Source organism: Rasiella sp. SM2506 (assembly GCF_050859505.1).
GTDB lineage: Bacteria > Bacteroidota > Bacteroidia > Flavobacteriales > Flavobacteriaceae > Marinirhabdus.
Map to the genome: position 1 here is coordinate 3,440,113 of NZ_CP193934.1, position 13,182 is coordinate 3,453,294.

11 protein-coding genes are annotated in these 13,182 nt (G+C 41.3%); 8 read left to right on the plus strand and 3 right to left on the minus strand.

The genetic code is table 11. From position 1 onward, the window contains the following. The first annotated feature begins 18 nt into the window (after positions 1-18). The 5 genes from ACQ2HF_RS15450 (at position 19) to ACQ2HF_RS15470 (ending at position 6,983) form a co-directional block, all read left to right on the plus strand. Positions 19-1,836 carry an SLC13 family permease gene (locus tag ACQ2HF_RS15450; RefSeq protein ID WP_432411320.1) on the plus strand — a complete coding sequence of 606 codons (1,818 nt, stop codon included), beginning with the start codon at positions 19-21 and terminating at the stop codon, positions 1,834-1,836. A 1-nt stretch (position 1,837) separates the two neighbouring features. After that, positions 1,838-2,740, plus strand: coding sequence for a mechanosensitive ion channel family protein (locus tag ACQ2HF_RS15455; RefSeq protein ID WP_432411321.1), 903 nt, complete (start codon positions 1,838-1,840; stop codon positions 2,738-2,740). Between the two features lie 4 nt (positions 2,741-2,744). Next, positions 2,745-3,194: a hypothetical protein gene (locus ACQ2HF_RS15460; protein ID WP_432411322.1), complete on the plus strand. Its 450-nt coding sequence runs from the start codon at positions 2,745-2,747 to the stop codon at positions 3,192-3,194. A 130-nt stretch (positions 3,195-3,324) separates the two neighbouring features. After that, complete coding sequence (locus ACQ2HF_RS15465) at positions 3,325-5,784, plus strand: DUF5916 domain-containing protein (RefSeq protein WP_432411323.1); 2,460 nt, start codon at positions 3,325-3,327, stop codon at positions 5,782-5,784. 524 nt (positions 5,785-6,308) lie between these two features. After that, complete coding sequence (locus tag ACQ2HF_RS15470; RefSeq protein ID WP_432411324.1) at positions 6,309-6,983, plus strand: HAD family hydrolase; 675 nt, start codon at positions 6,309-6,311, stop codon at positions 6,981-6,983. A 94-nt stretch (positions 6,984-7,077) separates the two neighbouring features. Here ACQ2HF_RS15470 and ACQ2HF_RS15475 read toward each other — a convergent pair whose 3' ends face one another. Together ACQ2HF_RS15475 and ACQ2HF_RS15480 are read right to left on the minus strand one after the other, a co-directional pair. Continuing rightward, entirely contained in the window at positions 7,078-8,280 is a 1,203-nt protein-coding gene (locus ACQ2HF_RS15475; RefSeq protein ID WP_432411325.1) for an NAD(P)/FAD-dependent oxidoreductase, read from the minus strand. Between the two features lie 88 nt (positions 8,281-8,368). After that, on the minus strand, positions 8,369-8,578 hold the full coding sequence (locus tag ACQ2HF_RS15480) for a hypothetical protein (RefSeq protein ID WP_432411326.1): 210 nt from the start codon (positions 8,576-8,578) through the stop codon (positions 8,369-8,371). A 12-nt stretch (positions 8,579-8,590) separates the two neighbouring features. Here ACQ2HF_RS15480 and ACQ2HF_RS15485 point away from each other — a divergent pair, with 12 nt between their 5' ends. Next, positions 8,591-8,995, plus strand: a complete 405-nt coding sequence (locus ACQ2HF_RS15485; RefSeq protein ID WP_432411327.1) for a hypothetical protein — start codon at positions 8,591-8,593, stop codon at positions 8,993-8,995. A gap of 187 nt (positions 8,996-9,182) precedes the next feature. Further along, entirely contained in the window at positions 9,183-10,025 is an 843-nt protein-coding gene (locus ACQ2HF_RS15490; RefSeq protein WP_432411328.1) for an alpha/beta hydrolase, read from the plus strand. A gap of 218 nt (positions 10,026-10,243) precedes the next feature. Here ACQ2HF_RS15490 and ACQ2HF_RS15495 read toward each other — a convergent pair whose 3' ends face one another. Then, positions 10,244-11,077, minus strand: a complete 834-nt coding sequence (locus tag ACQ2HF_RS15495; protein ID WP_432411329.1) for an EcsC family protein — start codon at positions 11,075-11,077, stop codon at positions 10,244-10,246. Positions 11,078-12,348: 1,271 nt separating this feature from the next. Between ACQ2HF_RS15495 and ACQ2HF_RS15500 the strand changes: the two genes are divergently transcribed. Beyond that, on the plus strand, positions 12,349-13,149 hold the full coding sequence (locus ACQ2HF_RS15500) for a hypothetical protein (protein WP_432411330.1): 801 nt from the start codon (positions 12,349-12,351) through the stop codon (positions 13,147-13,149). Positions 13,150-13,182 lie beyond the last annotated feature (33 nt).

Consider the following 13,182-nt stretch of genomic DNA (forward strand, 5'->3'; position numbering starts at 1 on the left):
CCATCTTAAAAGATCTCTATGGAACTACCCATACTCTTCGTCTTTATTATACTGGGTGTCACCATTCTACTCTTTGTTACAGAATATTTTGCGATAGACAAAATTGCTTTCTTAATCATTATCGCACTCATATTACTAAATCTCACTACGCCGGAAGAGGCTATAAGTGGCTTTTCCAACCCTGCGGTCTTAACCATATTATCTTTAATGATTATAGCCATTGGCTTGGAAGATAATGGCGTAATACAATGGCTCACCAGAGCTATTAAACAACTTAAAATACTCCCGCTTGTATTGCTTACACCAGCGTTTATGCTGGTATCTGCAAGTATTTCTTCTTTTATAAGTACGACGGCAGTGGTAATTATCTTTATCAAGATTATAAGTCAATTGGCAGAGCGTTATAACTTTTCGTCTTCCAAATTGCTAATGCCCATTTCCTTTGCAGGCATCCTGGGAGGTAGTTGTACGCTTATGGGAACGTCAACCAACTTGTTAATTAATTCTATTGCGCGCGAATCGGGTGTAGAAGCGTTCTCCTTTTTCGAATTTTCAGTATACGGACTTATATTTCTGGCCATCGGGATAGTTTTTATGACTACTGCAGCAAGGTTTCTTCCGAAAGATCCTTCAGCCGATTTACAGAGTGAATATGATATAGATAGCTATGTCTTCACTGTGACTATTTCAGAAGCATCAGATCTGGTTGGAAAATCTATTTCGGAAGTAGATTTTATGGATGAAGAGCTTGCAACCCCGTTAAAACTCATTCGCAATGGAAATGTGATTAATGCCCCGGGAAAGTATGTCCAGATTAAAGCCAAAGACAACATTGTACTTATGAGCACGATTGAGTCTATTAATGATATAGCACAAAAGCACGAACTGGTTATTAATGAAAGGCGCAGGGATGCACAACATAAAAAGAAGGAAGAAGGTGAAGACGATAGTGACAAAGAGAGTGATATGACGTATGTAGAGTTATTAATTTTACCAGGCTCCAAGCTCATTGGCAACACTTTAAAACACATGCGCCGTATGTCTTTAAATGGTGCCTATCCCATAGCCATAAAAAAGAGAATAAACCTTAGAAATACCAAAGAGCGTCTTATTCGTAAAAACTTAAACGATATTAACATAAAGCCCGGAGACCGTTTGCTGGTGGAGCTTCAGGAGCAACAGTTGGGAAAAATGTATGCTCTGGAAAACGTTGCCATATTAAATCAGCACGAGTATGAACCTGCCATTTCCCTGCGACGTAAAATTACAGCCTTACTCATTTTGTTAGGGATTATAGGCCTGGCCGCTAGCGGGGTACTATCTATTTTAACAGCGTCATTAACGGGCGTTGCGGCTATGTTACTGTTTAGGCTTATTTCTTTAGAGAATATTTACCATCGGGTAAACTGGCAGATTATCTTTTTATTGGCAGGAATGATCCCACTGGGCATTGCCATGAGCAACAGCGGTGCAGATGTATGGATTAGTGAACAGCTCCTGAAATTGCTACAGGGACAACCCCCTATTATGGTAATGGGCTTGTTATTTGGTGTAACCATGCTCCTTTCAGGTTTTATAAGTAACAACGCCACGGCTATTGTTATGACTCCTATTGCCATTGCCATGGCTGCTGGTTTTGCACTGGATGTGAAACCTTTTATTCTGGCAATACTTTTTGGAGCAAACTTCAGCTTTTTTACGCCTGTGGGATACCAGACCAATACCCTTATTTATGGAACGGGATTATATAAGTTTAAACACTTTGCTATTATTGGTGGTATATTATCACTAATTTTATGGGTAGTAGGCACCTTAGTATTAACAAATGCTTTGTAGTATGTTATTTGTATTTCAAAAAACCAAAGAAGACACCACCACCAGTGAGGGTATTGTGGCCACACTCACAGATACATTGTTGGGCTGGTGGGAAGCTTTCATCATAAAACTGCCTAATATAGGGGTAGCTATTTTAGTTATTATTCTGTTTTTTATACTGGCTAAGTTTATAAAAAATATCCTCCTTCGTATCCTTAGAAAACATATGGCAAACCGTTCTGTACGTAGGGTCATTGCCAAAATGGTCTACGGTGCTGTCCTCCTAATTGGTTTTTTTCTTACGTTGGGAATTTTAGATCTCGACAAGGCATTAACCTCAATTCTTGCAGGAGCCGGGGTGGTAGCACTCGCCATTGGGCTGGCATTACAAGGCACGCTTAGCAATACCTTTTCGGGGGTAATGCTCTCATTTTTACCCAACATTAGAATAGGCGATTTTATTGAGACAAGCGACCATGCAGGATTTGTGCACGAAATTAGCCTGCGCAATCTGGTATTGCGCCAGCCGGATAATAAGTATGTTATTATGCCCAACAGCAAGTTTATAGAAGAACCTTTTGTAAATTATAGTTTAGAACCCCGCGGACGTATTTCAGTTACCAGCAGACTTGCCTACGGCAGTGACCTTAGAGCTGTAAAACAGTTAGTCATACAAACAATTGGAACCAGCTTTCCGCAGCAAGAAGGAGAACGAATAGAATTTTATTATACCGAATTTGGCGATAGTTCCATTAACTTTATGGTGCGCTTTTGGATAGATTATACAAAGAAAAGCCAGATGTATGCCGCTCAGGATGAAGCTATCTTAGTGATTAATGATCTATGTGCTAAGAATGGTATTGAGATCCCATTCCCAATACATACCATTAGGATGCCTACCCAAAGCACTAATTTTAAAGAGTAACACTATGGAAACACCAAAAGAAATTACCCAGATTATAAATAAGCTTGTTACCAAGCATAACGACCTCAACGCCAAGTTCCTTTCGTTTTCGGTAGTGGCAGAAAGCGCTACCTTAAAGGGCATGCTCCGCCAGCACGCAGATATGCACCGGTTTTTTAGCCTGCAATTGGTACACGATCTTAAAACTTACTTACCAGATGCCCAGCTAGAACTAAACAGAACCCTCGCCAATGCTATAGAAATGGGGTGGGAAGATATCAAATCTTCCTTGGGCTTAGACAGCGATAAAGACCTGGAAAAAAACCTATCTCAGGAACATAGCAACTGTGCCAAACTGTGCGACCAGGCCTATATCCAATTGGGCGACACCATGCCAAATCTTAAAAGCACGCTGGAAGAACACATTGCCTGGCACGTAAAAGTGGCAGACCATCTCCCTGAAGTAGAAGAATAAAGTTGGTAGGTGTAGGTTGAAAACAATCCTCTTCAACGTCTTATATAATCTTATATAGATATAAAGTGGTGGTTTACTGTAACAATTCCAAAGAGGTGGGGTCTCTATAGTATCAATCAAATCACAACCTATGAAGGCAGTTCTGTTATTCATCGCAACCGTTTTGTGTACGCTACACCTTTCGGCACAAAAAAAATCACTTCAAATAGTACGTACCGAAAATGCTCCCAAGATAGATGGCGTTCTGGACGAACCTATTTGGGCAACCGCAGCAGAGGCGGTAGACTTTACCCAATTTAGACCCAACATGGGCGTAAAGGATACCGAAGCCAACAAAACAGTGGTTAAAATAACCTACGATGACCAAGCTTTATACGTGGCGGCTTACCTTTATGACGACCCTTCGCTTATAGCCAGACAACTTTCAAGTAGAGATAATTTTGGCCAGTCAGACTTCTTCGGATTTGTAATTAATCCGAATAATGACGCTCAGAATGACACCGAATTCTTCGTATTTGCCTCAGGAACGCAAGCCGATGCTATTTCCAATCCTTCTATTGGGGAGGACTTTGGGTGGAATGCCGTGTGGAGCAGTGCCGTGCAAATCCATGAAGACGGCTGGGTGGTAGAAATGAAAATTCCATACCGCTGTTTACGTTTTGACAATAACAATCTGGACACCTGGGGCATGCAATTCCATAGACGTTTCCGTAGAGACGATTCGCAATATACCTGGAGTCCAATAGATATTACCAAAGGAAATATAGGGCTGTATCACGGAGAATTAAAAGGGCTGGCAAACCTGAATCCTCCTGTGCGCCTCGCATTTTATCCGTTTGTCTCTACCGTACAACAACGTTTTGACGGGGAGCATGACTCTAACTTTAACGCGGGTTTGGATGTAAAATACGGACTTACCGAAAACTTCACCCTGGACGCCACACTCATTCCAGACTTTAGCCAGGCAGGGTTCGATAATGTCTCGCTCAACTTAGGGCCTTTTGAACAAACTTTTTCGGAACGACGTCAGTTTTTTACGGAGGGCGTAGATTTATTTAACAAGGGCAATATCTTCTTTTCCAGAAGAATTGGAGGCCGCCCAAGTACCGAACCCACCCTATCTGAAACCGAAGAAATTATTGACCCTCTGGAACTGGAAACGGTAAAGGTCCTGAACGCCATAAAGGTTTCCGGACGCACCAAAAAAGGGCTTGGGTTAGGTGTTTTCAATTCTATTACCGAAAGTACAAAAGTAACTATCCAGGATACGCTTACGGGAGCCGTTCGTAAACAGGAGTTAGAACCTTTTACCAATTACAATATCATTGTAGCCGACCAACAATTTAATGGGAACTCTTCCGTAGGGATTATAAATACCAATGTGTTCCGTACAGGATCCTTTCGGGATGCCAATGTTACCGGGCTTGTTTCCAGCATTAGCAATAAAAGAAATACCTACAATGTAAGAGCCGAAGTAAAGATGAGCAACGTAGACGAGCAAACAGGTACCGAAACAGGCTATAGCTCCTTTTTCTTTATAAGAAAAACACACGGTAAACTACGCTATAGCTTTGATTATAGCTATGCAGATGATACCTATGATATTAACGACCTTGGGCTTCAGTTTAGAAACAACTTCAACAATTTTGGCGTGGATGGCAGCTATCAGATTTTTGAGCCTACCGAAGTTTGGAACAGATATTCAGTAGGGACCTATGTAAACTATACCCGCCTGGCGAACCCCAGTACATTTACTGGTTTTGGTTTTGGAGGTTGGTTTTCCGGAACCACAAAAAAACTGAACAGTGTAGAAGTGAATCTTAACCTGGAACCTGGGGAGCAATTCGACTATTTTGAACCGCGAAAAGAAGGAAGTTTTTTTGTTACCAGGAACAAGGTAAATACCAATAGCTGGTTTGGCACTAACAGTAACAAGCGATTGTACGTTAGCGGATATACAGGAGTAGAAACGTTTCTGGATTCAGAGAGAGCGTATGTAAATTATTGGTTTGGTTTTAACCCAAGGTTTAGAGTGAACGACAAGTTTTCTATCGCCTATGGTTTTGACAGGGAATACTACACAGGAGACCGCGGCTATGTAACCCAAGAAAACGACGACGTGATTTTTGGAGATAGAAAGCGCGTAGAGATTACACACACTTTTACAACCAGCTATAACTTTAATCCCTACAATACCCTGGCACTTACACTACGCAATTATTGGGGTACGGTGGCATATGACCGGGAGTTATTTTCTTTGCAGGAAGATGGTTCAGTTACCACTACCACGGGCTACACCACTCAAAATATTGAAGACAATCCAGACATTAACTTCACCACCTGGAATTTTGACCTTAGCTATTCCTGGCAGTTTGCCCCCGGAAGTTTTATAACGGCACTCTATAGAAATCAGTTATTTAATTTCGATTCTGCTGCGCGCGATTCCTATACAGATAGCATAGACACCCTATTCGATCAACCTATCACCCACACCCTCTCTATAAAAGTGCAATACTTTTTGGACTACAACCAGATTCCTGCCTTGTTTAAAAAGAAGAATAGAGATAAGGGGTCTACTGAAACTATTTAAAGGCTTTGAATATTCTTAACCATTATTTTTAGTACTTAATAATTAATTAAACTTAACAGTCCCCCTTCCGAATTTCGGGTTGCAATAGATGTACTTTTAATAAAAATAGTAACCGAAATCCACCTTCCCCCAATACGCAGAATACTAATTTCTTAATTTTCATTTGTATTTTGATAGCTGCTGGGGGAAGGAGCAATTCTTCAATTTTTTACCCAAACCCTCCCGCGTGTCGCTTAAGCTTTAGCGAAGACACAAAGGGAAATCATATTAAACCTTTGGATTACCAATTCACAAAACATAATAGTACATTTGCCCACTAAATTACCCAGTTACCCAGTTACCCAATTACCCAATTACCCAATTACCCAATTACCTAATTACCTAATTACCTAATTACCTAATTAACCAATTAACAAAAACCCAATGCTAAAAGCAGTACTATTCGAGATGCCCTTCGATACAATTCCGCGGAAAAGCGGAATCACTCAGGAACCTAATCAGTTATTATATTTAAATGCTATAGTATGTTGAAAGCTGTTTTATTTGATATGGACGGCGTAATCGTAGATACCGAACCCCTTCACCGCAAGGCTTATTTTAGGATGTTTAACGAGACGGGGATCGATGTATCTGAAGCCATGTACACAGGCTTTACCGGACAAGCAACTATGAATATTTGTAAGGAGTTGGTAGAGCACTTTCAGCTTTCCGAAGCGCCTGAAACCTTGGTTGCCTGTAAACGAAAGCACTTTAAGCATCTTTTTGACAATGACGATACGCTGCAACTTTTGGATGGGGTGTTGGACTTGATAAAAGATTACCACAGCAATGGACTTACCCTAGTATTAGCATCCTCGGCTTCTATGCCTAATATTGACAGGATATTTGAAAGGTTCGATCTGGACCCATACTTCGTCGCCAAACTAAGTGGTGCCGATCTGGAAAAAAGCAAACCCCATCCCGAGATCTTTATAAAAGCTGCCGAAGCTGCCGGGCATCCCCGTGAGCATTGTATGGTGATAGAAGACTCCAGCAACGGAATTAAAGCCGCCAATGACGCTGGGATCTTTGTCGCGGGTTACGACAGCAAACACAGTACAGACCAGGACTATAGCCATGCGAACATGGTGGTGTCCAGTTTTCAGGAATTGGCGTACGATAAGGTGAAAGATTTTGAGGGATTAGGGATTAGGGATTAGGGATTAGGGATTAGGGAAAATATCTTTTAAAGTTCTGAATCCAATTCTCAAAATAAATCAACTGATTTTATAGCAGTAAACCGACCATAAAAATCTACCTCCCAAATTTATAGTACTCCAAAAAGGGATGCGGAGTGCCTTCTATACTCGCGCCTATGGCTTGCATTCCCATAACGCTAAAGGTGATGCCGTTGCCGCCAAACCCCAGCACATAGTGTTCATTTTTAGCTGCATCTGGTTTTCCTATATAGGGGAGCCCATCTTTCGTTTCGCCAAAGGTGCCTGCCCAGGAATAATCCATGATAAAAGGGATTTCAGGAAAGGTCTGGTTACATGCTTTGGTTAATGCCTTTTCCTTTTTCGGCAGCAGGCCATCACGTGCACTTGCATTCTTAAACTTTTCATCGCCACCGCCCATAATAATTCTGCCTTCAGGAGTATCTCTGAAATACAAATAGGGTTTAGACGTATCCCAGAAAATATGTTTCTTAAAAGCAGCAGGGAGTTTCGGCACTACTTCAGAAGCCAAAGCATAGGTGCTCTTTAACGCTACAATATCTTCATCCAGCGTTTGTACACTTTCATAGCCTGTACAGTGTACCAAATGTGTTGTGGTTACTTTTTGCCCCTCTTTTGTTTTCAATTGAATATGATCTTCTTTATGTGTGATGGAAGTCACTTCTGTTCGGTCATAAATAGTAAGACCTTTAGCTACACAAACCTTTAGGAGATCTTGCGTAAACTTATACGGGTCCATACACGCGCCGGAGGCAGATACAATAGCGGCACGTCCCTCTTTAATACCCAGGGCCTGTACCTTTTCGGCATCCAGCCAGGATACTTTAAAGCCGTGTTCCTTGCGGGCTTCGTATTCTTGTTTTAGGAAGGCTACGTCTTTCTTGCTGGTAGTAAAGTACACACTCTTTTTCCGTTGGAAGTCGCAGTCGCTTTTAATATCCTTCACCAGTGCTTCCAAACTAAAAATAGCTTCCTCACAGGCTTTATAGCTGGACACCGCTACGGTAAGACCCACCTGCTCTATCAATTCGTGAAGCGGCACATCTACTTCGTATTGCAACATGGCAGTACTCGCGGCACTACTTCCGTTAAAAACATCCCGCTTTTCCAGCAGCACGACTTTATAGTTTTCTTGCAGAAGTTGGTAGGCAATCAATGCGCCCGTAATACCACCGCCAAGGATTACTACCTCAGTTTCCAGGTCTTCCTGAAGCGAAGGGTAACTTGTAGGGAGCGCATTTTTTATAAGCCAAAAGGGTTCGTTGGTTCGAATATCCATAGCAATACTTTTCATTAAAGATACGGCGACACTGGTTTTAAGAGGCCTGGCTTTATAGAAAGATTAACCTTTAGAATAATACGAAGTATTATAAAGCTTCCCACGCTAGGTTTCGAATATGAGTGTGATAGGTTATCTTTGGAGGTCTTAGGTTGTAGGTGGTAGGTGGTAGGTGGTAGGTGGTAGGTGGTTTTTCTCTTTGTTCTCTGTTCTCTGTTCTCTGTTCTTTGTTCTCTGTTCTTTGTTCTTTGTTCTTTGTTAACTGTTCAATATTCCAAACTCTATTTTCTAAAATCAACAAAAACGTATTATGAAACCAACTACCATCTCCAAAGGCTTTCTCTTCGCAGGACTTAGCAACATTCTGGGCGTTTTACTCTTCTCAAAACTGTTTACCAATACCGTGCTACTGGAAACCCAGCCGGATGTCATGGGCTATTTTGGACTGATTTCTATTATCCTTTGGGGGTTGGCGTATATCGCAGTGCGTAAAAGCTACCAAGCTGTTCCGTGGCTGATTGCAGTTTTTGTTCTGGAGAAGTGTATCTATGTGCTAGTGTATTTGCAATGGCTTACCTCCCACTCCCTCGCTGCTGTGTATAAGCAAGATATGTTGGCAGGTGTTTTCTATAGTATCTATGGCGCCAATGACTTTTTGTTTGGCGTATTTTTTGCCTGGGTATTTTGGAAGGTACTCAAGAATAAAGGTGCTTAAATATCCTTCAAGCTACTAGTTGCAAACCTTACCGTTTTCTTAACGGAATGGGAAGTTGCTAGCAGTTATCTTTGGATTTGATAGTTCATGGTTCTTTGTTCTTTATTCATAGTTTATGGTCTTGTTTCTTTGTTCTCTGTTCTCTATTCTCTGTTCTATTTTTCATTATCTAAAACAAAATACCCTAATGCGCCCCCTTTTATTACTTACCTTCATCGCCTCCCTATTCGCTTCTTGCGCCGTTAAAAAACACGGCAATCTCTCCTACCTCAGCCAACCGGAGTTGCAAATAGAAACTAACGGCAGCATTCCTACCCTTAACATTTTCACCCCAAGAAAACCATCTGAAACCAAACGTCCTGTGCTTATCTATGTTTATGGTGGGAACTGGAATAGTGGTAGCAAAGAGTTGTATGGTTTCTTTGGACGCAACTTTGCCAAGCACGAGGTGGTAACCGTCCTCCCAGACTATACCCTAAGTCCGCACGCCAATTACGATACCATGACCCAACAGATAGCCGAGGCTATTACCTGGACCCAAAACAACATTGATAAGTATGGTGGCGATCCCTCACAGATCTACCTTACGGGACATTCGGCTGGGGGGCATTTAATTACCCTGGCTACCCTAAACCCCAAGTATGGAATTGACCCCAGCAGCATTGCGGGTATTATCCTAAACGATGCCGCCGCGCTGGATATGTACCATTACTTACAAGAAAACCCACCCACCGCAGAGGACGACTACCTAACCACCTGGACGGCAAACCCCGAAACGTGGAAAGCCGCCTCCCCTATTTATTTCCTGAATGAACAGAGCCCACCGTTTAAGATCTATCTGGGGAGTAAGACCTACCAATCTATAGACACTGCCAACAGGCGCTTTCTGGAAGCCTTACACGAGTTTCAACCTGAAGTGCAATTTCAGATCCTGAATAAAAAGCACATACCTATGATCACGCAATATGTGTGGCCCTGGAGTAAGCGGTATAAGGAGGTTGTGGAGTTTATGGCTTCGGTACATTTTTAATGTCGGCCCTTGGGGCCGATATTAAAAACACCTACCTAATTGGTAGGCAGGCTCAGCCACCTTTAATTTGGAGAACTGATTACTAGTGTTAGGGTACATTTCTTAAGATTGGCCTATCTGGCCGATATTAAAAACACCTACCTAATTGGCAGGCAGGCTCAGCCACCTTTGATCTGGCCCCTCGACTACGCTCGAGGTGCTATTATGTATAGCGCTTGTTATATTTCTATAACTCCATATTTTTTCTGGACTGCTTCTAATCCATATTTTCTTTCCAGCATACGGATGGTAAAATGTGCTTCTGCCATTTTTTGAAAATGAGAAATAAATGCATAGTTAATAGCTCCGCCAGTAAGACCTCCCACCACAGGGATTAACTGCACAGCTACTTTTTCTGAAACTTTACTGCTAAACCGGGCAACGATCGCTGAAAAGGATTTATACAAAGGATTGGTGCTGGAAGAAAACGACTTTAGTAGTCCCTGCACTCCTACTTCACCAGCCTTATTGATACCAGTTTGTATCGCGATTCTTGACGCATAATAAGAGGTATCTAAACCATCATCGTCTTTAGACTTCCCTCCCAGCGCTAACACTTGAAAACATTGAAACTGCGCTTCTAGGGTATGTAAGTCCTCCCCTTTGCCCCTTGCAATATCCATAATGGTTCGCATGATGAATTTGGTTGTTAACGCCAGATCTGCTGCAAATGCAGCTTGTCCTACAATGGGTGTTCCTGCCCCTAAAAAACCACTGGCAGCACCTGTGGTGGTCACTAAGGTTTTATATACAATTTTTGAAGGCTTTTTAAAGGGCTTGCCTTTTTTCATGGTCTTCAGATTCACTTTTACTACATTTTCCAGAATGGACGTGGTTTTCTTAAACACAAACGATTGCACCTTCTCGGGAAGCAGCTCCACACCATCTTCTATTTTACCACCTATAAAATTAAAACCCTTCATCAGGTAACTAACATGAGTTAGATCCTGTTTTGCTTTAATGATTAATATTTCATCTTCCAGGGAGATTTGTGGGGTTTGTAGTGTATCCATTTTTATGTAAGTATACTTTTAGGTTTGTTATGGTGCGTGAGCTAAACTAACTTTTACAGCACCGCTAAAGATGGTTCAAGCTTGTAAGCACTCGTATGTATCTACTCCCTACACTAGTAGTTCGTGGCGTAAAGCTAGTTATTAATATAGAAAATATATGTGTTGTGGATACTATTTCTACGATGCTATTGTGTCAATATACGTACCAAGATTATTGCTTATTTTATAGTTAAAATTTGTTACACAATTTATTGATCACTCGCGCATTGTTACTTCCAGGCTTTAATGTCTTTTCTGTGGAAAGTACGTTGTTTAAGATCTATTTGGGCAGTAAGAGCTACCAATCTATAGATACTGCCAACAGGCGCTTTCTGGAAGCTTTGCATCAGTTTTAGCCTGGGGTGGAGTTTCAGATCCTGAATAAAAAGCACATACCTATGATCACCCAATATGTGTGGCCATGGAGTAAGCGGTGTGAGGAGGTTGTGGAGTTCATGGGGGAATGATTTACAAATTACGAGGCACGATTGACGAGGTAAGAGTTAAAGAGTATGGTGGATTGTTGATTGTTGATTGTTGATTGTTGATTGTTGATTGTTGAAACTACGCTTACTTTTATGAGTATTTGGGGAAATTTAGGGTTACTTTTCTTTTGAATTTATTGCTTTTGATGCGTTCTCTTCCTACAAATGAACGCATATTTTTTTACTCATTTTGAATGACACGGGTTGACACGGGGTACATACGGGGTACATACGGGTCACATACGGGGTAGCTACGGAGCTGTTTTGGACACTTTTTAATGATTTTCTTTAGTTTTCTTCCTACAAAATTATCTGGTTGTTTTATGATCTAAACAATACAACTACCGGTTCTATTATTTTTGATTTAGATAAGAAATTTGCTACGCTTGGTGTACGCAATTTACAAGGCTCTTATACTGTATGTTACTATTTTATGCATTTCAACTGTAGGGAAGTTTCTCAAAGTGTTAAAGTTTGAGCTATTTTCTTAGGTGGAATAGGATACCATCACTTTTAATGATCTACCCTTTGTCGAAAATATTTGGAAATGTGAGTTTTCCGTCTTTGCTTTGTAGTTCTATGTGAGGGGTTTCTCCCTCCTACAACTCCCCCTTATTTTGTTGCTGAAGCCTATATGCTTCTTTAATTGGATATTTTTCCTGCGTTTGATCGATCACAAAGGACAGATATATTAATTTTTTTTTAATCAGATGTTATGATTATGTAGCATCATAAAACTAAACAGAAATGGCGAAGAATAATTCGTTTATTAGATTGGAAGGTACCCTGGACGGGTTGACCTTTTACCAAAAAGACGGGAGTAATTTCGTAAAGACCAAAAGTGGGGTTTCTAAAAGCCGCATTGCAAACGATCCTAATTTTATACGGACTCGTGAGAACAACCAAGAGTTTGGCGGAGCCGCCAAAGTAAGTAAAGCGTTTAGACAAGCTTTTAGTGAAGTTGCAAAATTGATGGGAGAAACCTATCTGGCTTCTCGCTTAACAGCACTTATGAAGCGCATTGTTACAAATGGAATTGGAAACAGAGGCCAGCGTAGTATTGATATTGTAGGTAATAGCGACCTGCTAGAAGGGTTTGTGTTTGACAGAAAAACACCCCTATCGGCACAGTTTTTTCCACATTATGATGCTCCTAGTCTTAATGCCAATCGTGATGTGACTACTTGGGTAATACCCGATTTTGACACGGATTCTTTTATTAAACCACCTGAAGGGGCTACTCATTTTAAATTGGTACTAGCCACAGGACTGCTAAGCAACTATGCCTGGGATAGAAACCTGCGGAGTTATGAAGCAGATAATGAAGATGAAAATGCTATTGGTGGCACTGCTTATAGTGCCGGGATACCTTTGGAAGGAATGGTAGGTAGCGACACCACCCTTACCGTAGACCTTGCCCTTGGTATTGCTGTACCTGCCACCACTGCCGCTATGGCTGCTATTGGTATAGTATTTTACCAAGAGGTTACTGGCGATTTGTATGAGCTTGCCAGTGGTAATGCTATGGAGTTGGTGCTGGTAAGCTAGTATGATTTTAGATTGTTGATTGCTGAATTTTTA

What these genes read in the sequence shown, in the direction of transcription:
- ACQ2HF_RS15500 (WP_432411330.1), top strand. Translation starts at nt 12,349, where the DNA reads ATGGCGAAGAATAATTCGTTTATTAGATTGGAAGGTACCCTGGACGGG.
- ACQ2HF_RS15485 (WP_432411327.1), top strand. Translation starts at nt 8,591, where the DNA reads ATGAAACCAACTACCATCTCCAAAGGCTTTCTCTTCGCAGGACTTAGC.
- ACQ2HF_RS15460 (WP_432411322.1), top strand. Translation starts at nt 2,745, where the DNA reads ATGGAAACACCAAAAGAAATTACCCAGATTATAAATAAGCTTGTTACC.
- ACQ2HF_RS15490 (WP_432411328.1), top strand. Translation starts at nt 9,183, where the DNA reads ATGCGCCCCCTTTTATTACTTACCTTCATCGCCTCCCTATTCGCTTCT.
- ACQ2HF_RS15470 (WP_432411324.1), top strand. Translation starts at nt 6,309, where the DNA reads ATGTTGAAAGCTGTTTTATTTGATATGGACGGCGTAATCGTAGATACC.
- ACQ2HF_RS15450 (WP_432411320.1), top strand. Translation starts at nt 19, where the DNA reads ATGGAACTACCCATACTCTTCGTCTTTATTATACTGGGTGTCACCATT.
- ACQ2HF_RS15495 (WP_432411329.1), bottom strand. Translation starts at nt 11,077, where the DNA reads ATGGATACACTACAAACCCCACAAATCTCCCTGGAAGATGAAATATTA.
- ACQ2HF_RS15455 (WP_432411321.1), top strand. Translation starts at nt 1,838, where the DNA reads ATGTTATTTGTATTTCAAAAAACCAAAGAAGACACCACCACCAGTGAG.
- ACQ2HF_RS15475 (WP_432411325.1), bottom strand. Translation starts at nt 8,280, where the DNA reads ATGGATATTCGAACCAACGAACCCTTTTGGCTTATAAAAAATGCGCTC.
- ACQ2HF_RS15465 (WP_432411323.1), top strand. Translation starts at nt 3,325, where the DNA reads ATGAAGGCAGTTCTGTTATTCATCGCAACCGTTTTGTGTACGCTACAC.